This window comes from Cohnella cellulosilytica (assembly GCF_042431195.1).
In the GTDB taxonomy this organism is placed as follows: Bacteria; Bacillota; Bacilli; order Paenibacillales; family Paenibacillaceae; genus Cohnella; species Cohnella cellulosilytica.
In genome coordinates, this window is the sequence record NZ_JBHMDN010000008.1 from 65,420 (window position 1) to 90,926 (window position 25,507).

General features: G+C 60.4%; 21 protein-coding genes. 4 read left to right on the forward strand and 17 right to left on the reverse strand.

What is annotated here, in order from left to right:
* Nucleotides 1–18: 18 nt before the first annotated feature.
* On the reverse strand, nt 19–438 hold the full coding sequence (locus ACFFT4_RS05170; protein ID WP_378045631.1) for a disulfide oxidoreductase: 420 nt from the start codon (nt 436–438) through the stop codon (nt 19–21).
* A 21-nt stretch (nt 439–459) separates the two neighbouring features.
* On the reverse strand, nt 460–822 hold the full coding sequence (locus ACFFT4_RS05175; RefSeq protein ID WP_378045632.1) for a c-type cytochrome: 363 nt from the start codon (nt 820–822) through the stop codon (nt 460–462).
* Nucleotides 823–1,034: 212 nt separating this feature from the next.
* Here ACFFT4_RS05175 and ACFFT4_RS05180 point away from each other — a divergent pair, with 212 nt between their 5' ends.
* Both ACFFT4_RS05180 and ACFFT4_RS05185 read left to right on the forward strand, forming a co-directional pair.
* Nucleotides 1,035–1,700 (forward strand): response regulator, encoded by a 666-nt coding sequence (locus ACFFT4_RS05180; protein WP_378045633.1) that lies wholly within the window; start codon nt 1,035–1,037, stop codon nt 1,698–1,700.
* Between the two features lie 160 nt (nt 1,701–1,860).
* Nucleotides 1,861–2,664 (forward strand): Nif3-like dinuclear metal center hexameric protein, encoded by an 804-nt coding sequence (locus ACFFT4_RS05185; protein ID WP_378045634.1) that lies wholly within the window; start codon nt 1,861–1,863, stop codon nt 2,662–2,664.
* Between the two features lie 251 nt (nt 2,665–2,915).
* On the opposite strand, the gene ACFFT4_RS05190 is transcribed toward ACFFT4_RS05185, so the two are convergent.
* The 7 genes from ACFFT4_RS05190 to ACFFT4_RS05220 all read right to left on the reverse strand — a co-directional run bounded on the left by ACFFT4_RS05190 (nt 2,916) and on the right by ACFFT4_RS05220 (nt 12,106).
* Nucleotides 2,916–3,797 carry a glycoside hydrolase family 43 protein gene (locus ACFFT4_RS05190; RefSeq protein WP_378045636.1) on the reverse strand — a complete coding sequence of 294 codons (882 nt, stop codon included), beginning with the start codon at nt 3,795–3,797 and terminating at the stop codon, nt 2,916–2,918.
* A gap of 27 nt (nt 3,798–3,824) precedes the next feature.
* Nucleotides 3,825–5,468, reverse strand: a complete 1,644-nt coding sequence (locus ACFFT4_RS05195) for an MGH1-like glycoside hydrolase domain-containing protein (RefSeq protein WP_378045638.1) — start codon at nt 5,466–5,468, stop codon at nt 3,825–3,827.
* 27 nt (nt 5,469–5,495) lie between these two features.
* Complete coding sequence (locus tag ACFFT4_RS05200) at nt 5,496–7,130, reverse strand: response regulator transcription factor (RefSeq protein ID WP_378045640.1); 1,635 nt, start codon at nt 7,128–7,130, stop codon at nt 5,496–5,498.
* Nucleotides 7,105–8,928, reverse strand: coding sequence for a sensor histidine kinase (locus ACFFT4_RS05205; protein WP_378045642.1), 1,824 nt, complete (start codon nt 8,926–8,928; stop codon nt 7,105–7,107). Before ACFFT4_RS05205 ends, ACFFT4_RS05200 begins: the two co-directional genes overlap by 26 nt.
* A 34-nt stretch (nt 8,929–8,962) precedes the next feature.
* Entirely contained in the window at nt 8,963–9,802 is an 840-nt protein-coding gene (locus ACFFT4_RS05210) for a carbohydrate ABC transporter permease (protein ID WP_378045644.1), read from the reverse strand.
* A 3-nt stretch (nt 9,803–9,805) separates the two neighbouring features.
* Nucleotides 9,806–10,696, reverse strand: a complete 891-nt coding sequence (locus ACFFT4_RS05215; protein WP_378045646.1) for a carbohydrate ABC transporter permease — start codon at nt 10,694–10,696, stop codon at nt 9,806–9,808.
* A gap of 72 nt (nt 10,697–10,768) precedes the next feature.
* Nucleotides 10,769–12,106, reverse strand: a complete 1,338-nt coding sequence (locus ACFFT4_RS05220; protein ID WP_378045648.1) for an ABC transporter substrate-binding protein — start codon at nt 12,104–12,106, stop codon at nt 10,769–10,771.
* Nucleotides 12,107–12,686: 580 nt separating this feature from the next.
* Here ACFFT4_RS05220 and abc-f point away from each other — a divergent pair.
* On the forward strand, nt 12,687–14,165 hold the full coding sequence (gene abc-f / locus ACFFT4_RS05225; protein WP_378045650.1) for a ribosomal protection-like ABC-F family protein: 1,479 nt from the start codon (nt 12,687–12,689) through the stop codon (nt 14,163–14,165).
* A gap of 784 nt (nt 14,166–14,949) precedes the next feature.
* On the opposite strand, the gene ACFFT4_RS05230 is transcribed toward abc-f, so the two are convergent.
* The 8 genes from ACFFT4_RS05230 to ACFFT4_RS05265 all read right to left on the reverse strand — a co-directional run bounded on the left by ACFFT4_RS05230 (nt 14,950) and on the right by ACFFT4_RS05265 (nt 23,812).
* Complete coding sequence (locus tag ACFFT4_RS05230) at nt 14,950–15,993, reverse strand: NADH:flavin oxidoreductase/NADH oxidase (RefSeq protein ID WP_378045652.1); 1,044 nt, start codon at nt 15,991–15,993, stop codon at nt 14,950–14,952.
* 115 nt (nt 15,994–16,108) lie between these two features.
* On the reverse strand, nt 16,109–16,963 hold the full coding sequence (locus tag ACFFT4_RS05235; protein WP_378045653.1) for an SDR family oxidoreductase: 855 nt from the start codon (nt 16,961–16,963) through the stop codon (nt 16,109–16,111).
* Nucleotides 16,964–17,254: 291 nt separating this feature from the next.
* Nucleotides 17,255–18,409 (reverse strand): GNAT family N-acetyltransferase, encoded by a 1,155-nt coding sequence (locus tag ACFFT4_RS05240; RefSeq protein ID WP_378045655.1) that lies wholly within the window; start codon nt 18,407–18,409, stop codon nt 17,255–17,257.
* Nucleotides 18,406–19,728: a F390 synthetase-related protein gene (locus ACFFT4_RS05245; RefSeq protein ID WP_378045656.1), complete on the reverse strand. Its 1,323-nt coding sequence runs from the start codon at nt 19,726–19,728 to the stop codon at nt 18,406–18,408. Before ACFFT4_RS05245 ends, ACFFT4_RS05240 begins: the two co-directional genes overlap by 4 nt.
* Nucleotides 19,725–20,588, reverse strand: a complete 864-nt coding sequence (locus ACFFT4_RS05250; RefSeq protein ID WP_378045658.1) for an MBL fold metallo-hydrolase — start codon at nt 20,586–20,588, stop codon at nt 19,725–19,727. The genes ACFFT4_RS05245 and ACFFT4_RS05250 overlap by 4 nt, the downstream gene beginning before the upstream one ends.
* Nucleotides 20,585–21,583, reverse strand: a complete 999-nt coding sequence (locus ACFFT4_RS05255) for an NAD-dependent epimerase/dehydratase family protein (RefSeq protein WP_378045660.1) — start codon at nt 21,581–21,583, stop codon at nt 20,585–20,587. The genes ACFFT4_RS05250 and ACFFT4_RS05255 overlap by 4 nt, the downstream gene beginning before the upstream one ends.
* The gene (locus ACFFT4_RS05260) at nt 21,580–22,821 is read right to left on the reverse strand and encodes an ATP-grasp domain-containing protein (protein WP_378045662.1); all 1,242 of its coding nucleotides are present in this window, start codon (nt 22,819–22,821) and stop codon (nt 21,580–21,582) included. Before ACFFT4_RS05260 ends, ACFFT4_RS05255 begins: the two co-directional genes overlap by 4 nt.
* Entirely contained in the window at nt 22,811–23,812 is a 1,002-nt protein-coding gene (locus ACFFT4_RS05265; RefSeq protein WP_378045664.1) for a beta-ketoacyl-ACP synthase III, read from the reverse strand. Before ACFFT4_RS05265 ends, ACFFT4_RS05260 begins: the two co-directional genes overlap by 11 nt.
* Nucleotides 23,813–24,510: 698 nt before the next feature.
* On the opposite strand from ACFFT4_RS05265, the gene cyoE reads away from it, so the two are divergent.
* Nucleotides 24,511–25,398 carry a heme o synthase gene (cyoE, locus tag ACFFT4_RS05270; protein ID WP_378045942.1) on the forward strand — a complete coding sequence of 296 codons (888 nt, stop codon included), beginning with the start codon at nt 24,511–24,513 and terminating at the stop codon, nt 25,396–25,398.
* Nucleotides 25,399–25,507: the final 109 nt, after the last annotated feature.

A 25,507-nucleotide genomic window follows, 5' to 3' on the forward strand; every position in this document is an offset into this window, starting at 1 on the left:
CCGCAGCACCTCCTTGTTTCAATTTTCCGCGCGTCTGGCCAGCAGCAAACACGCGAAAATCATCGCGAACGCAGTCAGTGCCAGCATCGGCACGGTGAGAAAGCCGAAGGCGTTCAGTACGTCCGTGGCGCAGGAGACGGGACCGCAGAACGGGGCGTCCCCGCGATGCGGAAGCTCCTGAACCGCGATATGGTAGACGGAAAACCCGGCTCCCAGCACGACCAGAGGCAGGGCGTAGGGGACGATTTGCTTCTGGCCGCGCCAGGAAGCGATGCCGAGCAGCACCGCGAGCGGGTACATGAATATGCGCTGGTACCAGCACAGGCTGCAGGGGGTAAAATGCAAATATTCGCTCAGGTACAAGCTTCCGGCAGTGGCCGTGACCGCGACCGCCCAGGCGTTAAACAGCCAGGAGCCGGAGCCGATCCTTCGACGCATAGGCGACACCTCCAGGTTTGATCATTGCTGCGCGGCCAGCCACGTGGCGATCGTCGCGAGCTCGTCCTCCGTGAGCCGCTTCTCGAAGGCCGGCATGCCCCGTCTGCCTTCCTTGATTGTCTTGTAGAGCTGCTCCTTCGTCATGGCCGAGCCGACGTGCGCCAGCTCCGGTCCGACGGCGCCCTGGAGCCGGTCGCCGTGGCAGGAGATGCACAGGCTTTGGTAAATCTGCATGGAGGCATCCGCGTCTACGGCGCGTTCGGGCACGACGAAATCGGGACTCCGGTCGGCTGCTTCCTCTTTTTCCGGCAGCGCCGCAACCAACAAGTAGACGCCGAACAGACAGGCGGCCGCGATCAATCCGGACATCAGCCATTTGCTCATGACATATCCCCCTTCGATTTCTTTTCCCCTCCATCTTAACAACCGTCCTACCTGCCCGCTATAGCTCGAAAGGGTTACATGGCACCCCGTACAGCCTCGTCCGACAAAATAAATTCACAGCTTCGGCCCGTCAATAGCCCGCAAGAGTCATATGAAACGGAGCGTTTTTTTGTAGAATAGCGGTAAGAGGACGCAGGAGGAGGAGATCAGCGATGAACGCAGCCCGTTTCCGCGTGCTGGTCGTCGACGACAGCAGGCAGGCGAGGGAAGGCATCCGCACGATTCTCGGCGGCGATCCGCAATTCCATATCGTGGCGGAAGGGACGAGCGGGGAAGAGGCGCTGGAGCTTGCGGAGCAGTGGATGCCGGACATGATTCTGATGGACATTCATATGCCGGGGATGGACGGACTGGAAACGACGAGAAGGCTGAAGGAGAAATATCCGTACGTCAAAATCGTCATCGTAACCGTATCCGACGATATCGCCCATCTGTTCGACGCCCTGAAGAAGGGAGCGCAAGGCTATCTGTTGAAAAACCTGAACCCGCGGGCCTGGCTGGACTATTTGCGGGCGATCGCCGTGGACGAAGTGCCAATGACCCGCGAGCTGGCGTTCCGGATCTTGAAGGAGTTCTCGCCCGCGGCGGAGCGGCAGACCTCCGCGGCGAATCCGCTCACCGCCCGCGAGACGGAAATTCTCGGGCTTGTCGCCAAGGGGATGTCCAACCGCGACATCTCGTCGGAGCTGTCGATCTCGGAGCATACGGTCAAAAATCATTTGAAAAACATTCTGCACAAGCTGCATCTGGAAAACCGCGTACAGCTTGCGCGCTACGCTTACGAGCAAGGCTGGATGGGCGGAGGCGCCGAACGGTAACCCGATAGCCGACTGCCGTTCGCGATGACGCGGCTGCCGTTTCGTGCTACGATGACAATTGAAGAAGCTTCTGTGCGGACACGCGGAGTTTGTCCGTGCTTGCGGAAGGATTTTCGCGAGAGGTTGGCCGTCGGAAGCGAAAGGTAGAGGAGAGGACAGGATGGAGCGGATTAACGTACAGGATGTCATCGACGCTCTGTCGATGTGGGGCGGCGGGGCCTCCGGAGGGTCGGACCGGCTGCTTGCCGGCGACTCCTCGGCGCAGGTTCGGGGCATCGCGGTGGCGTTCATGGCAACGCTTGGCGCGATTCGGGAGGCGGTCGAGTCGGACGCGAACCTGCTTATCGTTCACGAAGGGGCGTTTTATTCCCACGACAACGATCCGGACGCGGAGCTTGCGGAGGGCGCGGTCTACGCGGAGAAGCGGCGCCGCATCGCGGACAGCGGGCTGCACGTCTACCGCTGCCACGATGCGGTGCACCGCAGCCGCCCGGACATTATCGAGGAAGGGCTGATTCGGGAGCTTGGTTGGGAGCGCTGCGAGATACGGCATTTGCCGGCCGCTTCGCTGGTCGAGCTTCCGGAGCGGATGACCGGAGAGCAGGTTGTCCGGTACGTCAAGGAGCGGCTTGGCCTCGACCGGGTTCGCGCGGCCGGAAATCTCGCCGCCGACTGCCGGCGGGTCGGGCTGCTCGTCGGCTACCGGGGAGGACGCAAGACGGCCGTTCCGCTGCTGGACCGCCATGGCGCGGATATCGTGCTGTACGGCGAAGGGCCGGAGTGGGAGACGCCGGAGTATGTCCGGGACGCGGCCGAACTCGGCGGAAGCGCCGCCATCGTCGCGCTGGGCCATCTGGAGAGCGAGCAGCCGGGCATGAAGCTGCTGGGCGAACGCCTGCAGGAGCGTTTTCCGGACGTTCCGGTCCGCTTCTGTCCGGTCGAATCGGCTTTGCGCAGCTTGTAGTCGTGAGCAAACACAGGGGCTGTTCCGTAAGCCAGGGCAACAAAAATGATCGAAAAAAAGAATGGGGATATATCTCCTGTAGAGCGAAGCGCCTGCCTCATACGGTCATGAAATTACCCTGTCACGGGTTAATCAAATCCAAATTTCATGACCGTATCAGCTGCGGAAGGAGATATATCCCCATGGTAATAAATCGATCATTTTATATCGTTGGCCCTCTAATGACTTACGGGACAGCCCCGTGAGCTTGTTTACTCGGCGAGCTTAAGCCGCCTGTCTTGCTCAAGCAGCGGAAGGAAGACGGGCCGCTCGAGCGGCGTGGCGTTCGGCGTGTGCAGGGCGAGCAGCAGGTCGCCTGCGAACGTCTTGAAGATCATCCCGTGCCCGCCGTCGCTCTCGTAGATCGGCTCGGGCAGATGCTCCCAGGGCCCGTCGACTTCGCCGCTGGCCGAGCGCGCGATCGCCTGGGCGTACTTGCCGCCGCGGAAGCTCGACCAGAGCAGCAGCAGCGTGCCGTCGGCGCAGCGATGGACGAACGGTCCGTCCGTGACGTAGCCGCTGCCGTGTTTAACCGATTGAACGGCCTCGACCCATGTCGCGTCATGCGCGGCGAACAGCTCGACCGGCTCTCCGATCGCCCGGTCCAGCTCCGGCGACAGACGGACCGCGCACACGGTTCCGTTCTTGATCTGCACCCATTCGTGGCAGAAGATCATCCACGGCTCGCCTTGGCCGTTCACGTACAACGTGCCGTCGAGGCATTCCCAGTCCCGGGGAGTCAGCGGCCCGTCGCTGTGCGGGCGGAAGGGGCCGAGCGGATGGTCAGCGATCAGCGCCTGAGTGCCCCGGCAGACGCCGTCGGCCTTAAACGTGGCGAACATATAATACTTGCCTTGATAAGCATGCACCTCGGGCGCCCAGTAGTTTTTGTCCGACCAGAAGTCGGCATCCGGGCGAAAGGCCGGATACGGGCCTTCCCATTCCTCCAAATCCCGGCTGCGATAGACGTCGAAGCCGATCCCCTTGCTCTTCCAAATGTCCGGGTCGGTCGATCCGTATAAATAATAGCAGCCTTCCCCGTCGTGTCTCAGCACGAATGGATCCCTCATCTGAATCCGGTCTTTCGTCGGCATTGTCGTCCTCCTCCTAAACGGTTGAATTTATTCATAGCCGGGCAGAACGACGCCCGGACGATATGACGATACGAATTCGCCGCCGCTGAATTCCAATCGTTCGTTGCCTTCGACGCGGAAGGCGTATTCCGTTCCGCGCCAATCTATCCGTCCTTCCACCGCTCGGACGGTCATGCCGACGATCGCCTTCAGCTCGCCGTCCCGATCCGTGACGACCCGGATGCCCGCAGGGAAGCGGCCGATCCGCCGCCCGTCGGCATAAATCGAGCAGACCTCGGGGCCGTTCGTCAGCTCGTAGGACACTTCGTTCACGATGCGCGCGTAAGCGGATTGATCCGCCAGCCTGGAGCCGTGATCCATCGGGTAGGGGAGAAGGCCCGTAAACCATAGCTCGCCCTCCGGCGTAGGCAGAATGCCGCACAGTCTTTCGACATAATCGAGCATGCACAGAATGGCCGGGGAATACGACTCCGTATAGCCTTCTTCTCCGGTCCATGGGCTTAGGCATTGCCCGAATCGCGTCATTCTCGACAGCGCCGATAGAATCGGCTGCATGACCCATGTGAGCTCGACGTGCCGGCCGTGCTTCTCAAAAGCGTGGGGCGCGCGAATCAAGCTGAGGAAGTTCGTCGCGCCCGCCCAGCTGTTGTAGGTCGAATGGGGGTCGAATCTCGGATCGTCCATCGCGATCGACGTAAACGGGTATTTGGCGAAAAACTTGCGCGTATTCAGCAAATACCGCCGCAGGCTGGCGGCGAACAGGGCGTCGTCGCCGACCTCGCAGGCAAGCACGCGCAGCAGGTTGTCGGATTGCAGACGCACGAAACGGTCCTGCTTGTCGCCATCGTAGAAGAAGCCGTCCCGCTCGTCGTAGCAGTGCCGGAACAAGGCCTGCAGCGACTCCTCGGCGCGCGCCTCCCAGTCGGCGGCCACTCCCAGCTCCTTCGCCATCCTGCCGAGATAGAGGCGCGAGCAGTATACGCTGGCCGTCAAATCCGGCGCCAGGAACGGGACGAGCGGAGAGTCCGGATCGACCTTGGCCGGATCGTCCAGGTGCGGCGTATCCGCGACATGCCAGAAGCGGGGGGACAGGTCGTGTCCGGTGTCGAAGGCGCAGAACGCTTCGACGCATCCGGTTCCCCGCGTATTCCGGTTCGCCTCCAGCCAGGCGTCGAAGCCGGCCAGCGCTTCGTACATTTTGCGGAGGAAAGCTTGGTCCCGGCCGTTCAGCAAATAGTGGTTCCAGACGCTTCTGGCCGGCGGGGTGACCAGCTGGATCTGGCGGAATACCGGCTTGTTGGCGGCAACCTTGTACGGAATGAGGCCGTCTTCGCGCCGATGGTCGGCGAACTGCTCGTATGTCGCGCCGGAGACGGAGGGGACGAAGCGCGACAGCAGCTCCGCGTTGATCGTTCCCGTGCTTTCCAGCCAGCAGCCCTTGTACACGCCGCCTTCCTGCAGCACGGGAGCGGCTCCTTCCTCGTGCGCGACGCAGTCGAGCAGCTTGTGGACCGCGGAATAATAAGCGCTTTCGAGCGTTCCCGGAGAAGCCGCGAACTTGACGCCCGAGCGGGCGAACTCCGCGAGAACGCCGCGGTCGGCTTCCTTCTTCAGCTTGTCTGCCCGGCCGAGCAGGTCGATCGAACGCAATCGTTCCAATAACGCTTCCATAGGTCGGCACCTCTTTCGGGTTGGGGATCAGCGCTTGTACTCCGACGGGCTGACCCCGGTAATGGATTTGAACACCTGGCTGAAATAGGTCGAATTCTGAAATCCGACCATCTCGCTGATTTCGTAAACCATATACTTGCCGGTAACAAGCAGCTCCTTGGCTTTCTCGATCCGGTATTTGTTGAAGTAGGTCACGAACGGCTCTCCGGTAATCTTCTTGAACAGCTGGCTGAGATAGTTGCGATTGACGTGAATGCTCGCGGCGATTTCCTCCAGCGTAATGTTCATGTGATAGCATTTCTCGATATAGTCGGAGATGACCCGGTCGATCAGGGCGTGGCTTTTCTTCCCCTGCAGGCTTTCCCTGATCTGCGCGATCGTGCGCAAAATCTGTTCGTCCATCCAATCGACGAGCTGTCTGGCGGAGCTGCAGCGGTTAAGCGCGACCAGCGTCTCCTCCAGGCCGTATTCGGACGTCTCCTCGACGGCGGGGGCCGCGGAGGCCATCGTCCACGCCGAGGTGCGCCAGGCGCTGATCACTCCGGAGCATACGCCTTTCAGCGCGGGCAGGGAGGAGGAGAACAGCGCCGGATCGCTCTTGAGCTGCTGCCACAGATCGGACGCGTCCTGAAGCTGCTTCTGGAAGATGGCGTCGTGCAGCTTGCGGATCGTATCGAGCGGCATCATCCGCTCTTCCTCGGCCGGCGATTTCTCGCGATAGGGGTAGATCCGGTTCCAGTCGTTCATCTCGGCCGTCTCGATGGCGCTCTGGCTTTCCAGGAACGAATCGATAATGTGCGCGTAGCCGTCCCTGGCCGTGCCCAATCCGCCGAGCATGGAGATTTTCATAAATTGGAGAACGCTGTCCACGATCGCGGTCGACGCCTCGAGAATAAGCGGTCGGGACGTCTCGCCGGAAGACGGGGAGACGAGAAACACGATGACGAAGTCGGTGTCCGTATATTCGATAATTTCGGCCGACAGCCACGGATGCTCTTCGAGCCGTTTATCGAGCACCTCGCGAATGATGTTGCCGGTCCCAAAGCGCAGGAGCTGCCAGTCCCGCTCCTCGGTTCTCGTTCTGCCTTCGGTCCGGATCAGGCTGAGCGTAAGCACCTGGACGGTCGTTTCCGCCGGCAGGCCCATAAACGAGATGCGCTGCCAGGGCAGCTCGTCGCGCCGATAACGCGTGGACAACAAGTCGCGGAAAAACATCTCTCGCATCGAGCGCTGCACGATGTCCTGCTGCCGGACGTAGCTGGCGAGCAGCTCGTCCCGTTCCTTGGAATCGTTAAGCTGCTGCACGACCTCCCGAACGACGAACTCGATCTCGGAGATGCTCGGCGGCTTCAGCAGGAAGTGATGGACGCCTTCGGTCACCGCTTTCCTGGCGTTGGCATAATCGTCGTACCCGCTCAGGATGACGACGGGAAACGCGGGATCGATCTCGTGAATCGCTTTCGTAAGCTGAAAGCCGTCCATCTCCGGCATATAAATGTCGGTAATGACGATGTCCGGCTTGCATTCGCGGAACAGCTCAAGCGCCTGAACGCCGTCCGCCGCCGTCCCGACGATGCGGATGCCCATCTCGTCCCAGGGAACGTGCTTGAGCAGGCCGTCGATCACGTAGCGGTCGTCATCCACCAATAGAATCGTATTCATTCGCAAGACTCCTCGTAAGTTGATTCAGCTCGTCCTCGTCGCGCAGCAGCGGGAGCCGAATGGATACCTGGGTCAAGCCCGATTCCAGCCGCTCGATGGCGACGCCGAACGACGGCCCGCAATACAGATGAATGCGATCGATGACGTTGCGGATGCCGATGCCTCCGGTCTGCTCGATATCGAACCCGGGAGGGAGGCCGACGCCGTTGTCGAGAATGGAAATTTTCAGGCGCTGCTGTCCGTTGTCGTACTCGGTCTCGACCGTCACGCGCAGGACCGCCTGCTCGGAACGGCTGCCGAAGCCGTGAATGACGGCGTTCTCGAGAAACGGCTGGATGACGATCTTCGGAATGAGGCACGTGAACAGATCGGGCTCGGCGTGTTCGGAATACACAATGGCGAAATTTTGCCGGAATTTCTGAATCGCGATATAGCAGCGGGCATGGTCGAGCTCGTCCTTGACCGTGACGTACCATTTGTCGTTGCTCAGTCCGATGCGGAACAGCCGCGACAATTGGTGGACCATCTGGCTGATTTCATGCGCCTTGTAGTCGAGCGCGCGCCAATGGATCATATCCAGCGTATTGTACAGAAAATGCGGCTTGATCTGCGCGTGGAGCAGGTTAAGCTCCGCCTCCCGGCGATCCCGGTGCTCCTTGTTGAGCCGCCCGATGAGCTCCTTCAGCCGCAGCACCATCCGGTTGAAGTGCGTCGTGAGATACAAATATTCCTGAATGCTCGAGGCGTCCATCCGGACGTTGAAGTCTCCCTTTTCAAGCGCGTGCATGCTCTCGACGATCCCGTGAATCGGGGAAGTGAGCCGCTTGGAGATCCAGAAAGCGATCGGAACGGAGACAAGAATCAGGGCGGCGAGCAGCCCGACGGTAAGCTGCCTGATTTCGCGCCCGCTCTCGAGGAAGACGTCCTTGGGAATGAACTGCATCAGGCTCCAATATTCCGAGTTGCTGCCCGAGTCGATCAGGCTGTAGCTGCGTCCGTCGATTTCTCCGTTCTTCGGCGGCTGCGGCTGCGCTTTGATCAGCTCGAAAAACTCCCCGACCCCCGCGTTGTCCGTTCCGAACCGAAGCACCGCGTCGGAGGGGAGCGTCGACGTAATGTAATTGCCGGTAGAGTCCATGACGACGAAATAATCTTCGCGATGCGAGGAGAGCAGCTTTTGGGACAAGGCGTTGAACAGCATCGTGTCCGGAATATTGATTTTGACGATCCCCAAAGACTGACCGCGATTGCTGATAATCCGCTGCACATAGCTGACCATGCGAATGTCGGACATTCCGTCGGAGTAGGGGTGGGAGGCGAGCCAGAAGCCGTCGGCCCGGGTCATCCGCTCGTACCACCCTTGCTGCGCCGCGTCCTCGTACGTATAGAGAAAACGGTCCTGAACCGGAAGATAGGGGTAATTCCAATCCGTATACAGCTCGATGGAATAAATGCCCGTTTTTACGGACAGCATTTTTTGAAATTCCTCGTACATGTCCTTGCTCTTGGAATAGAAGTCGTAGAAGCTGGTCGGACTCGTCGACAAATATCTGCGAACGAGCTCGTTGGTCACAATGAATCTCGCCGTATCCTGAATTCCGGTCACGTAGTTGGACAACTTCTGGGACGTTTCCTCCAGCAGCTCCGTTTTCGTGGCCCGGATTTCCCGATAGGCGAGATCCGAATAAGTGGAGTAAAAGATACCGGCCGACAGCAGCAGCAGGAAGACGTTAAAGCCGATAAAACAGAGCACCATAAGCGTAAACAGCTTGGTCGGATATTTGAAGAACGTGCGCATAGGCTCAGTCCTTTTCCCAGGGTCGTTTTCTATTTTACCCTTTCAAGCCGGAAGTTGCGATTCCCTGGGTGAAGTACCGTTGTCCCGCGAAAAAGATCAGCAGGCTCGGAACGATGGAAAGCACCGACATCGCGAATACCGCGCCCCAGTTGGAGTTGCCGCTGGAGTCGAGGAACAGGCGCAGACCGAGCGGCACCGTGAATTTCTTGATGTCGCTGAGGTAGATCAGTTGGCCGAAAAAGTCGTCCCATGTGCCGAGGAACGTAAAGATCGCGGCCGTCACCAGAGCCGGCGTGCAGAGCGGCAGGATGATGCGGAAGAACAGCTTGAACCAGCCGGCGCCGTCGATCTTCGCGCTTTCGTCGAGCTCTTTCGGGATCCCCCGGATAAATTGAACGATCAGGAACACGTAGAACGCCTCGGCGAAAAATTTCGGAACGGTAAGCGGCAGGAACGTGTCCACCCAATTCAGCTCGTGAAAAATGATGTATTGCGGAATGAGCGTGACGTGGCCCGGAAGCATGATCGTGCCGAGCATGAGCGCGAACCACAGCTTTTTCAACGGAAAATCGATTCGCGCGAAGGCGAAGGCGGCCATGGACGAACTCAGCACGACTCCGAACACGGCGATTACGCACAGCATGATGGAATTGACGAAGAAGTTGCCGAACTGAATGTTTCGCAGACCGGACCAGCCGCTTCTGTAGTGCTCGAGCGTAAAGTCGCTTGGCCACAGGCTTTTATCGGTAAAGATCAAGGTCGTCGGCTTGAAGGAGCTGCTGATCAGCCACAGGACGGGATACAGCATCAACGCCCCGAAAGCCAGAATCAACACGTGCAGCAGACCGTTTCTGACGCTTTTAGGGATCGTCATCGTTTATTTCCCCCCATCCGAATAGAAGACCCAATAACGAGAGGACAAGAACAGCAAGCCCGTAATGACCGCTATAATAAAGAGCAGTACCCAGGCCATCGCGGAAGCGTAGCCCATATCCAGGAAAGTAAAGCCCTTAATATACAAATAGAGAGAGTAGAGCAAGGTAGAGTTGATCGGTCCTCCGGAGCCGCTGCTGATGATGAAGGCTTTGGTGAACGTCTGGAACGACTGAATCAACGTAATGGTCAGGTTAAAGAAGAGCACGGGCGTGAGCAGGGGCAGCGTAATTCTCGCGAACCGGCGCGCTTTGCCCGCTCCGTCCACCGTCGCGGCTTCGTAGAGCTCCGTCGGGATTTGCTTAAGACCGGCCAGGAAAATGATCATCACCGACCCGAACTGCCAGACGGAGAGCCCGATCAGCGAATAAATCGCGTAAGAGGGACTGGAAATCCAGGCGGGGCCTTCGATGCCGAGCAGGGCCAGCCCTTGGTTAAACACGCCTTCTTTGTCGAAAACCTGCTTCCACAGCACGGAAATGGCAACGCTGCCTCCGAGCAGGGAAGGGATATAGTAGATCGTACGGTACAAATTCAGAAGACGCAGCCCCTGGTTGAGCAGCATGGCGATCGCAAGCGCGAAGGCGAGACGCAGCGGAACCGAGAGGAAGACGTATTTGAGCGTGACCACAATGGAGTCTTTCAGACGATAATCGTCGGTAAACATGCTTACGTAGTTTTTCGTGCCGATCCATTCCGGCGTCGTCAGCAGATCGTATTTCGTGAACGACAAGTACAGCGAGGCGACAATCGGACCGAGCGTAAGCGCGAAAAATCCGATCAGCCACGGCAGCAGAAAGGCATACCCGGCCAAGTAGGTTTTATATTTTCCCATCGAGCATCCTCCTCCATCCTAAGGGAGAAAAAAGGGGAGCCTTGGAGGGCTCCCGCTAAAGAATCCCGTTTTCTATTTGTTCGCTCTGGCGAGCATTTTTTGCATTTCCGTCATGAACTCTTCCGAAGCGGAATCGATGGAAGCGGCGCCGAAGGCGATCTTCTCGCTCGTCAATTTCAGCAGCTTGATGAATTCGTTGTCGTACGGGAAATGCTCGTAGCCGTTGCCGGTCGAAATCTTGGTCGCCAGCGAAATGTAGTCGTACAGGATTTTGTCGACCGGAGTCGATTCCGCGGCCAACGTGTCGCGGATTTTCGCCGAAGGGGGAACGCCGCGCGAGCTTCCCAGAAGAACGGCCGCTTCCGGGTCGTTCACCATGAAGTCCATGAACTTGGCGACTTCTTCCGGATATTTCGTTCCTTCATAGGAAGTGATGAATTGTCCGGACACCGGAGGGCTCATGCCGTTGCCGGCAGGACCGGCCGGGTTCGGCAGCAGGCCGAGCTGGTCATCTGTCAAAGCCTGGTAGCCGAAAATCTGCGAAGCGGAAGCGCCCTGGATCGCGACCTGGCCTTTCACGATCAACGATTTGTCGACGGCGTCGGGCGGGTTGGCGACTTGGACCTCCGCGGGAACGATCGCGCCGGCTTGCCGAAGCTCGTCCCACAGGGCGAACCAGTTGATCACGTCCTGCTTGTCGAACTTGAGCTCGCCGCTGCGATAAAGCTCTTTGCCGTGGGCGGCCAGGTAAGTCGTGAAGGACGCGTTGTCGCTGGACAGGTCGTAAGAGCCGTAGAAGCCTTTGCCGAGCTTCTCGGTAATTTGCAGCGCGCTGTTCTTGAAGTCGTCGAATGTCCAGCTTTCGCCGTTCGGGATCGGAACGCCCGCCTTGTTGAACATCGTCGCGTTGAACAGCAATGCCGTCTGGCTTACGCCCAGCGTAACGCCGTACAATTTGCCGTCCGCGGTCGCTTCGTTGATCAGGCTTTGGTCGAAGTCTTCCAGATGAATCGCATTGCCGACGTACGGCTGCAGGTCGAGCAGCGCATTGCGTTCGACATACTCCATAATGTTGCCGCCCATCTGGATCAGATCGGGAGCGTTGCCCGCGGCGATCTGCGTGTTCAGCTTATCGAAATAGCCGTCGAGACCGGAGTATTCCGCCGTGATTTTAATATTCGGGTATTTCTCCTCGAACAGCTCGATCGCGGCAAGCGTCTTGTCGTGCCGCTCCTGGGAACCCCACCAGGCCATGCGCAATTCCACGTTCTGCTGCTTGTCCGTCGCCGGGGAGGAAGCGTCGGGGGAAGCCCCGCTGCCGCCCGATTGCGAGCCGTTGTCTTTGCCGCATGCCGCCATTACCAGCGAGAACGCGAGCATTGTCAGGATTAAGGGTTTTTTACGTACCATGAAAACTGACCTCCTTTTTTTGTAAAACGATTCAAAAAGATTGCCATTCGCCGTACTTCTCTGAATCGTCTCGGACAACGCCTTTCTCCGTTCCAGCATCGAAGGGCGTCTGGCTTGTCCTGCAAACTAATCATAAGAAGTATGGAGGAAATAGGACATAAAGAAAAGTAAGAGGATGCTTCAAAAATGTCAGAAAGGCACGCGCGAAGACGACAAATTTGGGGCGGGGAAGAGGAAGACGGGAGTTTTAAGGGCATGAATTCTCTTGGGCGAAAAAGAAAAGGGCTGCCGCGCCAAGCGGACGTTCGGTTGAAAAGCCGCCGGGATCGTGTTACGATGGGTTTATTCTAAGGTTGGGAGTGGATGGATCGAATGTGATGACTCTTGCGAACAGTAAAACAATATCGCTGCATGCGATCGTCTGTTTTATTTGTCCTGCAAGAAAGTTGCGTTCATCTTTCGCTCCGACCGCATATCCGGAATTCGGCCCCTAGCAGGGCCGCATTTGCCGTATGAATTCGAGCCGCGAGAAAAGCAACTTTCTTGCGGCTCTATTTCTTTGTGCGGAGGGATATGTTTAATGTCATTAATTCAAGTGCAAAACCTGACGTTTGCCTACGAGGGCAGCTACGATACCATTTTCGACGACATCAGCTTTCAGCTCGATACCGACTGGAAGCTGGGCTTCACCGGGAGGAACGGCAGGGGGAAGACAACGTTCCTCAACCTGCTGCTCGGAAAATATGAGTACGAGGGAACGATCCACGCCAGCGTCGATTTCGATTATTTTCCGTTCCCCGTCCGAAACAGGGAGAGCAATACGCTGGACGTCGTCGACGAAATTTTGCCGGACTACGAATATTGGCAGCTGTCGCGCGAGCTGTCGCTGCTGAAGGTCACCGACGACGCGCTGTACCGCCCGTTCTCCTCTTTGTCCAACGGGGAACAGACGAAGGTGCTGCTCGCCGCGCTGTTTCTTAAGGAAAACAGCTTCCTGCTGATCGACGAGCCGACGAACCATCTGGACTTGGACGGCAGGCAGATCGTCAGCGACTATTTGAAGGCCAAGAAGGGCTTCATTCTCGTCTCGCACGACCGGGCCTTCCTCGACAACTGCGTAGACCATATTTTGTCCATCAATAAGACGAATATCGAAATCCAACGCGGAAATTTCACCGACTGGCGGGAAAACAAGCAGCGTCGGGACGACTTCGAGCTGGCCGAGAACGAGAAGCTGAAGAAGGATATCAAGCGCTTGTCGGAAGCGGCGAAGCGGACGGGCAAGTGGTCGGACGAGGTGGAGAAAACGAAAACCGGCATCCGCAACGCCGACTTTTTCGTGGACAGAGGTTATATCGGCCATAAGGCCGCGAAAATGATGAAGCGTTCCAAGTCGATGGAACGCAGGCAGCAGGAGGCGATCGACGAGAAGTCGAAGCTGCTTAAAAACATCGAAAGCTCGGAGCAGCTCAAGCTCGCGCAGCTTGCCTACCATAAAAGCCGGCTGGTCGAGCTCGATCGCGTAGCGATCCGTTACGGCGAAAAGCGCGCGTGCGAGGACGTCAACTTCACGATTGAGCAGGGAGACCGGATCGCGCTCATGGGTCGCAATGGGTCGGGCAAATCGAGCCTTCTTAAGCTGATCTGCGGAGAGGCGCTCGATTACGAGGGGACATTGCGGCTCGGAAGCCAGCTCAAAATTTCCTACGTTTCGCAGGACACTTCGCATTTGCAGGGCGGCTTGACGGAGTACGCCCGCAGCTGCGGCATCGACGAAAGCTTGTTCAAATCCATTTTGCGCAAGCTGGACTTTGCCCGGGTGCAGTTCGAGAAGGATATGTCCGCCTACAGCGGCGGACAGAAGAAGAAGGTATTGATCGCGCGGAGCTTGTGCGAGAGAGTTCATCTGCACGTATGGGACGAACCGCTCAACTTCGTGGACGTCATCTCGCGCATGCAGATCGAGGAGCTGCTGCTGGAGCATGCGCCGACGCTGCTGTTCGTGGAGCACGACAGCGAGTTCTGCGCCAACATTGCGACGAAGGTCGTTCGGCTTTAATTTGGCAGCTGCGCAGGATAAGGGAAATTTGCGTAGGCAAAGCAAAGGAGGAATTAGTGCGATGGCAGGGCAAGGGGCTTAAAAAAGGCGTACCGAAAGATTGATGTCAGGCGCATCTATCTCCTTACGCTGCTGTACGAACCTGAAATTTTGGATTGGTTAACCTGTAACGGGGGAATTTCAGGTTCGTATGAAGCAGTCTCCGGAAGATAGATGCTTCTTCTTTTTCATCACAATTGACTTGTACCCGCTCGCCAGAACTCCGCATGCATGAAACGCGTTTAACCTCCCGCTATAACTCTCCCCGTGTGCCGATGTGACGATCCTTCGAGTTAATCCCGCTTTTCAGACACCCAAATTGCTCGAAGCCTCCCGGCTACCGTTAGCGGTCCGGCAGACCGTTAAATGCAGTCAGTCGCCTGGATCGGCTTGCGTAGCGGTCCGGCAGACCGCTAAATGCAGCCGGGCGCTCGAATTGGCTTGCGTAGCGGTCCGGCAGACCGCTAAATGCAGCCGGGCGCTCGAATTGGCTTGCGTAGCGGTCCGGCAGACCGCTAAATGCAGTCGGGTGCTCGAATTGGCTTGCGTAACGGTCCGGCAGACCGCTAAATGCAGCCAGTCGCCTGGATCGGCTTGCTTAGCGGTCCGGCAGACCGCTAAATGCAGTCGGGCGCTCGAATTGGCTTGCTTAGCGGTCCGCCGGGTCGCAAAGACGGTCGGTTAGAGCGATGTTGGCACGGTTTCTTCGAGTTTATGTGTGCGTAGTACGCCTTGCGGCTGGCAGTTATCGCACGTAGATGCCTCGCGCATACTGCACGGGCGGCTCGGCCTTTCGACTGACGGTCATGATCGCGTGAAGCGCCCAATACGGATCGTTCAGCATGCCGCGTCCGACCGCGACCAGCTCGGCGTCGCCGTTGCCCAAAGCGGCCTCGGCTATTTGCGGCTGGTCCAGATTGCCGACGGCGATGACCGGCACGTTCAGCGCCTCCTTAAAAGCGCGCGCGAACGGAAGCTGGTACCCGGGATGGTTGCCCGGCTTGCGCTTTCCGGGAGGCGCTTCGCCTCCGCTGGAGACGTGGAACAGATCGACCCCGGCTTCCTTGTAGTGCTGCGCGATCTGCAAGGCGTGGGCGAGATCGTAGCCGCCGTCCATGTATTCGACCGCGGACATCCGCATAAGCAGCGGCATGTCGGGCGGCATCACGCTGCGGGCGGCTTTGACGACTTCCTCTCCGAAGAGGGCGAGATCGCGTCCGTATTCGTCGGTACGGTTGTTGATGCCCCGGGAATGGAACTGGTGGATCAGGTAACCGTGGGCGCCGTGCAGCTCGATGACATCGAAGCCCGCCTCGACGGCGCGGCGGACGGAGTCGCGGAACTTGCCGACCATCGCTTGGACTTCCGCGGTATCCAGCGCACGCGGGCGCCGATAAACGCCTTTCCCGTCCGGTTCCGGAACCGGGATGTCCGACGGCCCGACGGGCGTCGTCGCGTCCTCGGCTTTGCGTCCCGCGTGGGCGATCTGGATGCCGATTTTCGCCCCGTATCGATGGACCTCGTTAACAATTCGCGCATAGGCGGGAATCTGCTCGTCCGACCAGAGCCCCAAGTCACGGTCGGAAATTCTTCCGTCGGGCTCCACGTCCGTCATCTCCACAATGATCAGCCCCGCGCCGCCGACGGCCCGGGAGACGTAATGAACGAAATGCCAATCGTTCGGAGTGCCGTCTTTCTTGTCCACGGAATATTGGCACATCGGAGGCATAACGATGCGGTTTTTCAAATTTAGCCCCTTCAGGGAGAAGGGGGAATCCAGATGGGTCATCGACGTTCTCTCCTTGGATAAAATTTAATGCCATTAAACTTTCTCTGTCCGGCGTCTGGCTGCGCGCGACTGCGTCGGTGCAACGTCCTGCCGACAGCACGGGTCTCGAGCCCGGCTATCCATCCCGGTCCAGCGTTCGGCGAATCGCCGTTTCGATCCAGCGCCAGGGGAGGAAGCGGGCGGCGGCGACCAGTGTGCGAGCCCCGCGTCCGATCGGATGCCGCAGCGTTTTCGAGCGGCCGGGGGCGGCCAGCCGGGCCACAAGCTGGGCGACCTCCTGCGGATGAGGGGCGGACTCGGCCGAACGGCGGGCGAAGCCGAGCACGGATTTAAGCCGCTCCCCGTATGGGGAGTCGGGTTTGGCGTGAATCGAGGCGAAGCCTTTGTCCCAGATCGGCGTCCGATAAGCTCCGGGCTCCACAAGGTATACCCGTATCCCATAGGGCGCAACCTCGAGGCGCAGGCTCTCGCTGAATCCTTCGACCGCGAACTTGGATGCGGCGTAAGCCCCGTAGCCCGGCAGGCCGACTCGACCGCTGACGCTGCCGATCTGGATGACGGTTCCTTCGCCTTGTCGGCGCATCGCGGGCAGCACGGCTTGCGTCATGGCGACGACGCCGATGAAGTTCGTCTCCATCTGCGCTCTCCACGCTTCCGGCGGCACTTCCTCGGCAAAGCCGCCGACGGCGTACCCGGCATTGTTGACGAGCACGTCGATCCGGCCGTAACGCTCGAGCGTCCGCGAGACGGCAGTTTCGATGGAAGCGGCGTCGGTGACGTCCAGGGGTACGACTTCCAATCGGCCGCCAACGCCGAGCCGTTCGGCTTCCTGCATAAGAGCGTCGCGGCGGTCCGGGTCCCGCATCGAAGCGACGACCCGATAACCTCCGACGGCCAAAGCGGCGGAGATCAGCAGCCCGAAGCCGCTCGAGGCTCCGGTTATAAGAGCGATTCGCTCGACGGTCGACATGGGCCGACCTCCTTTCGCTGGGCGGCTGGCAGGCGGAATTTGCCATCTGCGCCGCCGTCTTTTTAAGTGTACCACTTTTATTCCGCTCAAGCTCGCTGACCTGGCGGGGGAGGAACCGAGCAGGGGAGCCGGGTCCGGCTGCGGCTCATCGCCCAGAAGAGGACGAATAGGGATGGGGCGAAGTCGCCTGCAACTCGTTAGCTGACGAAGCAGGAACGGGGACGGAGAGAGAAGTCCGCTGCATTTCACTGGTCGGCGAGGAGCGGAAGGGCGCGGTGAGGAGGAGTCCGTCTACAATTTGTATTTGCGCAGCAAGGGCACTCCGATTCGGGTCAGCAGCTTGGAAAGCGTCGTCCAAGGCATGCGGCGTTTTAGCGGCAGGTGCCGGACGTAAACCGCCGTATATTCGATTTCCGGCACGGCGCCCCGATTGCGTTTGAATTGGGCGGCGCCGGAGCTTTCGTGCAGCAGCAGCCGACGCTCGCCGGCCAATTCAATAAGCCGCGCCGACAGCATCCGGTACAAGCCGAGCTCCTGCGGAAGCGTCGTATCGTAACCGAACAAGGGGGTCGTCATCGCGCCGTCCCTGACATAGAAGCCGAGCACGGCGTCGAGCCTTCCGTCGCGGCGGAAACCGTGCAGCTCGAGTATTCCGTTGTACAACGCCTCTCTCAGAAAACGTTCCGTGAATTGCGGGTTGTGGCGCGAATATTTCTCGAGATAGAGCAGACGGTACAATTCCGCGATGCGGGGCAGATCGGATTCGGTCACATCACCGGGCCCGACGCTCGCGTACCCCGCCTTGGCGGCCAAGGCGCCGTCCCGCTTCAACAGCCAGCGGGATTTGGCGCTGCCGAAGCCGGGTTCGCCGGGATTCAGCAGATAGATCTGCCGGCTCGGCACGAGCAGGCAGCCGCGGGAACGCCAGCCGTCCAGCGTCCGCGCGTTCAAGGACGGACTGAGCGAGCGGAAGGCGATCGCGTGTCCGGGGAAGCGCGCAAGCAGCATCTCCAGCACGGCGTTCCACTGCGCATCGTCAAGCTCGGGGTACAGATTCGTCGACAGCAGCCAGTTGTTGATGTGCACGACCCGGTTAAAGCGGCTGCCCTTCAGCAGAAGGCCGATGCCGGACAGAATGGCGTCCAGGCAGGCGATCAACGCACGATTGCCCAGCAAAACAAGCTCCTGCTTCGCATAGCTCACATAGTGGGTGAAAGGGGAGCAGACGTAGCTGTTGTCGTACTCTTCTTCGTTGACGGTGACGGGAAGCGGAATCCCATCCACCGCAAGCAGGAGCAGCCGCGTGCGAACGTTGCGGACGAAGCGCTCGGAGCCTTCCTGCAGCAGCGGCAGCAAGTATCGCTTGGCATAGCGGCCGTATTCGTCGTTCGGCCAGTCATAATCGCCAATGTTGGCCGCTTCGTACAGCTCGACGCGCGGGCTCATGGCTTGTATCTCCTCTCGACGCGCCGGAGCTTGGCGGTACCGGCTTCGTGCGAGTACGCGGAGAAGACGAGCTGCGGCGTCCGGCAGCGCAGTCGGCCGCACAGCGCGGCGATCGCGGCGCGAACCTGCTCCTCGGCCAAGCCGCGCCGCTCCTCCGGAAGCTCCAACTCGATTGTCCACACGTCCAATTGCGTCTGGATCGCCCGGTATTGCGCAATGGCGGGAGAGGCGCCGATGATCGCGCGCGTCACGAAGTCGGGATAGATCGTGACCGGCTCTTCGCCGGCGCCGCTGCCCGTCGCGTAGAAAATATCGTCGCAGCGCCCCTCGATCCGCTCGATCGCCGTAAACGGAGAGCCGCACGGGCAGGGGAGCTCGCTCTCGGTCAGCAGGTCGTTGAGCCGGTAGCGGACGATCGGCTGCGTCGTGCGCGTAAAGTCGGTGACGACGGGCACGAACGTACGGACTTTGCCGGGCACGTATTCCTTCTCGATATAGACGAGATCCTCGTTCAGGTGCAGCGTGCCGTAAGGGCAGGTGCAGCCGAGAAAGCCCTCCGTGCATTGATAGATTTGGTGGACGGTCTGGCCGAACGCCCGTCCGATATATTCGCGGTCGAGCGGGTCCAGCACTTCCGCGACGGAGATGATCCGTTCGGGCTTCGCGCGCAGCTTGCCGGAGCGGACGGCTTCGGCCAGGCGGCGCAGCACGGAGGGCGGGGCGGCAATCACGTCCGGACGCTGCCGCTCAAGGCGCTCGAGCTGCTCGGAGAACGGGTCGAGCAGATCGTAAAACTCGAAGACCAGCCGTTTGCTGCGCACCGCTTCGTACAGATTGCTGTTCGCCCGCAGGAAGAAGGCGATCGAACGGCGGGACAGCAGGGAGCCGGGCAGCATTTTGCCGAGCACCGCTCCGGCCCAACCGGCCCGCTCGTGCGCGCCGACGAGAAACAGCCCGCGGCTGCCGGACGTGCCGGAGGACAGGCCGATCGTCACGCCGCCGATGGCGGGCTTGAAGTCCCGCGACGCTTCGGCCGCTTCCGCGACCGCGAAGGCTTCGGCCTTCGTAATGCCTACCGTGTTCAGCCGGTCGAAATTATTCATCATTACCGTCTTGTCGATGGCGGGGAAGGATCGCCACTGCTCCGGCGGAAGGGAGCCCCACCACTCCCGGTAAAAGGCGGAACGCTCGCGAACCTGCGACACATGTCTGACGATAAGACGCTCCAACTTGCGCTCGAACGTCTCGCGATCCGCTCTGCCGCCGCGTTGTTTTCCGCTATGATAATGTTTGATAAAAGCGATGGCGTTCCGAATCATAAGCGTCTCGCCTCCCGGCTGTCGATATCGAAAAATTCCCGGCAATGGCTCGGCACGACGACGAGCTCCGGATCGGCCGCCTGCCAGGCGCGCAGCCGCCGGAACGAATCGCGGTAGGCGGCGCGATCGTGCATGACGAGTCCCGCGGCAGGGTGGGGCGGACGATTGTCGCGAAGCGCGCGGCTTGACCAGGCGGCGTCGGCGCAGAGCAGCACGCGCGAGCGCGAGGTGGTCAGCAGCAGGCCGATCTGGCCCGCCGCGTGCCCCGGCATCGGGATCGCGATCAGGCTGCCGTCGCCGAGCAGGTCGTGGCCGAAGTCGAACGGGACGCCTTCCGGCAGGGCGACGCGCCGCTGCGGAGACTCGATCGGCTGCGCGGCTTCGGCGAAGCGGTCCGGCAGCAGCCCGGCGACGAAGCCCGCCCGGGTCGCCCGCAGCGGACCGAGCTGCCGAACGGCATCGTACGCCGCCTGCGGATACAGAAAGCGGGAGGACGGGAAGTCCCGCGCGCCCCCGATATGGTCGGCATGGAAGTGCGAAAGAATGACGCAGCGGACATCCTCCGCGGGAATGCCGAGCGCGGCGAGCTGCCGGACGGCGGTCTGCTCCTCGCGCAGAAAGACGGGCGTCAGGCGGCGATACAGCGAATAAGGAAAAGCGTCGGTCAGCTCCCGAAAGCGCGGGGAGTAGCCGGTGTCGAACAGCATCCAGCCGTAAGACGGGTGACGGATGCAGGCAAACCCGGCCGGGTAGGCGGCCGGACGCAGCGAGCCGCCGCGCAGCGTCACGAATTCCGGATGCAGGCAATAACCGGCGGACAGGAGCAGCAGTTCGACGGGAGCTTGGCGAAGCCGGCTCATGACGGGCTGCTCCTGCGCCAATCCGCGAATCGGCGCAAGCCCTCGTCAAGCGAGACCCGCGGCTCGTAATTCAGCGCCCGGCGCGCTTCGGTCAAGTCGAGCGTCTGGCTGTAGGCCAGCAGACCGACCGTATAGCGGGTAAACGGCGGCTCCGCGCCAAGCGCGGGGAACGCCCTGTACAGGCACTCCAGCGCTTGCCCCGCCGCCAGAGCAGCAGGCCGGGAGACGCGCCGGGTGCGCAGCGGCAGCTCCAGCAGCTCGAACAACCGCCGCAGCAGGTCGACCAGCTTGACGGGTTCTCCGTTCGACAGATTGCAGATCGCGCCGGCCGAAGCTTCCGGCGCGGTGCAGGCCAGCACCAGTCCGTCAACCGCGTTGTCGATATAGGTCAGATCGAGCAGCGCTTCCCCTCCGCCGATGAGCGGAATGCCGCGCGACTCGTTCACGCGCAGCAGCCGCGGAAACAGCGACGTATCCCCCGGACCGAATACGGCTCTGGGCCGCACGATGATCGAAGACAAGCCGTCGGCTGCCGCATCCGCGACGATCCGCTCCGCGATCCGCTTGGTGGCGGCGTAGGCGTTCGCGGGCTTGCGCGGCAGCTCCTCCCGCTCGGAGATATGCAAACGATCCTTATAATTGAAGTAAAGGCTGGGCGTCGAGACGTGCACCAGCCTGCGCACCCCGTGACGAAGACAGCCGGCGACGACATGCTCGGTTCCGGAGACGTTGGTCTCGTGAAACGCCCGGTAGCTTCCCCATGGGGAAGACAGCGCGGCGCAATGGATCACAAAGTTGCGGCCAGCGCAGGCGTCTTCGACCTTCCGCCGATCGCGCAAATCCGCCTGAACGAAGGGGATACCCTGCAAGGTTAACCGGCGGCCGATATTCTCGTCGCGCCCAAGCCCGACGACGTCCCAGCCCAGATCGCGCAGCCGCAAGGCCGTCGCCTGTCCGAGAAATCCCGTCGCTCCCGTTACCAATACTTTTGTCATCGTTCACCATTCCATTCGATATCTGAGGTAGAGGCTTCCTGAAGCGTGAGACCTCGCCGGGCCGCCGTTTTGCGCGTCCAGGCGAGCAGCCGGAACTGCTCCGCGCAAGGCTTCGGGTCCTCGCGGCGAAACACGACGTCGCGGCTGCTCCGCCAGGCCCGCAGCCACTGGCCGAGCGTTCGCTCGCGGACGGCCTGCGCGAGTCCGTAGCTAAGCATGGCCGCCGTCAGCATGGTGCCTCGGCGACCGGCTTCCGGCGCGGGCGCGGCGATGCGTCCGCTTGCAAGAAGAGAGGCGGGCGCCAGCAGCGCCTCCGCCAGCCGTCCTTCGGGGCCGAACAGATGCACGCCGCTCGTCGCCCGGGGATTGCATTCCATCGGCAGGACCGCTCCTTCCGGCGACACCATAAAATCGAAGGCGATCTGCCCGGTAAAGCCGATAGCGGCGACAAAACGCCGCACCCAGTCGAACAATTGCGGCTGCTCGGCCGGCTCGTAGTGAACGCTGGCGCCCCGGCCGGCGCGAAACCGGCTGCGATACGCGGCATGCGCCGCGATCCGGCCTTCGTGCGCCACGCTGTAGGTGCACCATTCTTCGCCGCGCAGCAGCTGCTGCGCCACCCAGGGACGGCGGTCCGATACGCCGGCGGAGGCAAGCAAACCGCTGATCTCCTCGCGACGGGCGGCCGACGGAGGAGCGCGGCGCAAATCCAGCAGCAGCGTACGCGAAGCGAACCGGGAGTAAGCCGGCTTAAGCGCGAGGCCTTCGGCGAACCGCGGGTCCCGCAGCAGCTCCTGCCAGCCGTCCGGCGCTGTGACCGCGACCGTGTCAGGGACGGGCAGTCCCGTGCGGGCCGCGGTTTCGATAAATTTTCCTTTATGATGGAGGGAATCCAGCTCGGCCAGAGGAGCCGCCAGCACGCGGCAGGTCCCCCGGAAGCGCTCGAGCTTCCTGGAAATATGGAAGATTTCCTCGCAGGTCGGAATCAGCACGTCAATGCGGCATTCCCCGGCAATCGCGCACAGCGCCGCGGCGAACGCTTCCGCGCCTTCGGCGGGCGAAGGGACGAGGAAGCTTCGCTCGACGGCGCGGGACACCCGGCACAGATGATACGGCGCGGATTCGGCCGCATATACCCGATGCCCCGCGGCGTGCAGCAGACGGGCCAGCTCCAGCGCCGCGGGAGAGCGGCCGCCGGTAAGCAGAACGCGCAGCGGTCCCGAGGCTTCAGTAGTCAAGAACCAAACCTCCCAAGGTCAGTCCCGCCGCCGTGCCGATCAGCAGCACGCGGTCTCCGCGCGCGATCCGCTTCGTCCGGATCGCCTCGTGCAGTCCCATCGGCAGGGAGGCGGCGATCGTATTGCCGTGGTCCGGCGTAATGTAGACCAGCTGACGCTCGGCTATGCCGAGCTTTTTGCGCATGAGACGCACGGCCATCGCGCTGCCCTGATGGGGGATGACCGCCTTGAAGTCGGCCATGCCCGTTCGCGACGCCTGCAGTAGCTCCTTCGTAAAATCGGGCAGCAGCCGCGACGCCATTCTATAGATGGCCGGACCGTCCATACGGAACAGGTAATCGTCCGCGTCAGCCGGGCGAAAGCCATTCGGGTGGCGTTTCGTGCCGCCCGCGCGAATTTCGGAGAAGCACGCTCCGGCGCTGTAGGTGCGCATGGAGGCGGCGACGATGGCCGACGGCTCCACGTCCTCGGCCGGACCGACGACGACCGCGGCGGCGCCGTCGCCGAATAGCGCCGCGCTTTCCTTATGCGACCAGTCCAAGCCGACCGAGGCGATCTCGGAGGATACGATCAGTACGTAGCGGTACCGGCCGACGGCGATCATGCACGATACAGCGTCGAGCGCGGCCAGAAAGCTGAGGCAGGTCGAATCGATGTCGAAGGCGGGGACGCCCGACTGCTCCATGCCCATCGCCCGCTGAATAAAGGCGGCGGAGCAGGGGAGCGCCTGCTCTTTGGTCCCGCTCGCGCCGACAAGGCAGTCCATGTCGGTAAATTTCAAGTTCGCGGCTTGAAGGGCGGCCTGGGCGGCTTTCGCTCCCATCGCGGAGGCGCTGTCGTCTTCGCCGGCATAGTGCCGGGAGGCGACGTCGGTCACCTTGCGCGTCCAGCCGCGAGCCACTCCGAGCCGGTCGTCCATTTCCAGATCGGAGACCGGACGGCCCGGCATATATTTTCCCGTACCGTATATTTTGACTTTGCGCATATTCATGAAGGCTTCCTCCCTTGACGCGTTGTTTCTGCAAGTTCATTGTGCCGGAACGAAGCCGGGCCGGATAGTACCAACTTCGTCTGGTACCTCCTTATTTCGACTGCAAGCCTACTTGTTCGACATAACCCGCGCCGGTTCCTGTCGCTTGCCCGCGATAGGGAAAACAGCCCGGACCGATGCCGGCCGGGCTGTTCCGAGGACGTTCACTGTTCCGCTTTAATGATGCTTCTGCCGAATAGATACAGAATGCCGACTCCCCCGAACAAGAGAGCGAGCAGGAAATAGAAGTAAAACACGCGTATCACCTCCAGGATCGGATATTCCCAATGTAGAACGGACGGAAGAGGGTGCGACCCTCCAATTGCGGGATTCGTGCGACCAGCCAAGCCGCGGAGCGAAGGAAGGGGAGTGCCGCTCTCCGAAGGCGGCCCGGGTGCTGTAGCAACAGGCTTCGGCTCTGCCGTACCGCCGGTTGCGCAGGGCGCATCAATCGCGGCGGCCGGATGAACGGAGGGTGAAAAGCGCAGCCGAAAGGCTCGCGAATTGTGACGATGCGGACATAAATTTATGACAAAATGGTGGTGTCTCGCCGAAATTCGAGATTGCCGGCGCAAGTTGTGATAGCATAAGGGAAAGAATATCCCGGAAGGAGCGGATAAGCCGTGCAGCGAGTTCAGAACAACGGTCTGAGCCTTGAAATGCCCGCGAAATCGTTTATTCATGTCTTATTCGACACGATAAAAATAGGAATTATCAAATCCAATCTGATCGCGATGTTCGCCGGTCTGTGCATGGCATTGTACGTGGAAGGGATTCCGTTCTTCGACCGGATCGGCACGATCGCGCTGGCCGCAATCGGTTCCTTCCTCGTTATCGGTTCCGCCGGCGCGTTCAACAATTTGTACGACCGCGACATCGACGCGATCATGGAGAGAACGAAGGGGCGCCCGACCGTCACCGGGCGGGTCGGGACGGCCAACGGGCTGTTCATCGCGATCTGGACCGCCTTATTCGGCCTGGTCGCCTTGTACCTCGCGTCTCCGCTGGCGGCGTTGTTCGGCTTTCTCGGTCTGTTCCTGTACGTCGTTCCTTACACGATATGGACCAAACGGACGACGATCTACAATACGGAGGTCGGAAGTCTGTCCGGAGCGATGCCGCCGCTGATCGGCTGGGCGGCGATTTCGTCCGATCTGACGCATTCGGGAGCGCTGGCGATTTTCCTGATGATGATGGTGTGGCAAATGCCGCATTTCTACGCGATCGCGATTCGCCGGATGGACGAGTACCGCGCGGCCGGCATCCCGATGCTCCCCGTCGTGAAGGGCATTCGCCGAACCTATGTGCAGATGAACGTCTACCTGGCGGCTCTTCTGCTGTCCAGCGCGCTGTTCTGGCCGTTCAGTCCGGTAATCGCCGTCTCCAACGCCGCGTTAAGCGTCTGGTGGCTGGCGCTCAGCGTGTCCGGGTACCGCCGCAAGCCGGAGAAGAAGTGGGCGAACGCGATGTTCGTGTTCTCGCTGTCTCACATTACCGTGCTTATGCTGGAAATTATCGGGTTTTCTTTGATCCGGCCTCTATTCTAATCTCGACTGCCAACGATCGAAATCGAGTCCTTACAGGGCTCGATTTTTTTGTCGATGAATGGCGTAAAAACCTCGTTTTTACCCTAATTCATGCAAATAACAAATAAAA

Excerpts from the sequence above, each read along its gene's own strand:
- ACFFT4_RS05200 (WP_378045640.1), bottom strand. The coding sequence starts at position 7,130 with ATGAATACGATTCTATTGGTGGATGACGACCGCTACGTGATCGACGGC.
- ACFFT4_RS05220 (WP_378045648.1), bottom strand. The coding sequence starts at position 12,106 with ATGGTACGTAAAAAACCCTTAATCCTGACAATGCTCGCGTTCTCGCTG.
- ACFFT4_RS05175 (WP_378045632.1), bottom strand. The coding sequence starts at position 822 with ATGAGCAAATGGCTGATGTCCGGATTGATCGCGGCCGCCTGTCTGTTC.
- ACFFT4_RS05190 (WP_378045636.1), bottom strand. The coding sequence starts at position 3,797 with ATGCCGACGAAAGACCGGATTCAGATGAGGGATCCATTCGTGCTGAGA.
- abc-f (WP_378045650.1), top strand. The coding sequence starts at position 12,687 with ATGTCATTAATTCAAGTGCAAAACCTGACGTTTGCCTACGAGGGCAGC.
- ACFFT4_RS05205 (WP_378045642.1), bottom strand. The coding sequence starts at position 8,928 with ATGCGCACGTTCTTCAAATATCCGACCAAGCTGTTTACGCTTATGGTG.
- ACFFT4_RS05185 (WP_378045634.1), top strand. The coding sequence starts at position 1,861 with ATGGAGCGGATTAACGTACAGGATGTCATCGACGCTCTGTCGATGTGG.
- ACFFT4_RS05245 (WP_378045656.1), bottom strand. The coding sequence starts at position 19,728 with ATGATTCGGAACGCCATCGCTTTTATCAAACATTATCATAGCGGAAAA.
- ACFFT4_RS05215 (WP_378045646.1), bottom strand. The coding sequence starts at position 10,696 with ATGGGAAAATATAAAACCTACTTGGCCGGGTATGCCTTTCTGCTGCCG.
- ACFFT4_RS05255 (WP_378045660.1), bottom strand. The coding sequence starts at position 21,583 with ATGACAAAAGTATTGGTAACGGGAGCGACGGGATTTCTCGGACAGGCG.
- ACFFT4_RS05180 (WP_378045633.1), top strand. The coding sequence starts at position 1,035 with ATGAACGCAGCCCGTTTCCGCGTGCTGGTCGTCGACGACAGCAGGCAG.
- ACFFT4_RS05240 (WP_378045655.1), bottom strand. The coding sequence starts at position 18,409 with ATGAGCCCGCGCGTCGAGCTGTACGAAGCGGCCAACATTGGCGATTAT.
- ACFFT4_RS05210 (WP_378045644.1), bottom strand. The coding sequence starts at position 9,802 with ATGACGATCCCTAAAAGCGTCAGAAACGGTCTGCTGCACGTGTTGATT.
- ACFFT4_RS05265 (WP_378045664.1), bottom strand. The coding sequence starts at position 23,812 with ATGAATATGCGCAAAGTCAAAATATACGGTACGGGAAAATATATGCCG.
- ACFFT4_RS05235 (WP_378045653.1), bottom strand. The coding sequence starts at position 16,963 with ATGTCGACCGTCGAGCGAATCGCTCTTATAACCGGAGCCTCGAGCGGC.
- ACFFT4_RS05250 (WP_378045658.1), bottom strand. The coding sequence starts at position 20,588 with ATGAGCCGGCTTCGCCAAGCTCCCGTCGAACTGCTGCTCCTGTCCGCC.
- ACFFT4_RS05170 (WP_378045631.1), bottom strand. The coding sequence starts at position 438 with ATGCGTCGAAGGATCGGCTCCGGCTCCTGGCTGTTTAACGCCTGGGCG.
- cyoE (WP_378045942.1), top strand. The coding sequence starts at position 24,511 with ATGCCCGCGAAATCGTTTATTCATGTCTTATTCGACACGATAAAAATA.
- ACFFT4_RS05195 (WP_378045638.1), bottom strand. The coding sequence starts at position 5,468 with ATGGAAGCGTTATTGGAACGATTGCGTTCGATCGACCTGCTCGGCCGG.
- ACFFT4_RS05230 (WP_378045652.1), bottom strand. The coding sequence starts at position 15,993 with ATGACCCATCTGGATTCCCCCTTCTCCCTGAAGGGGCTAAATTTGAAA.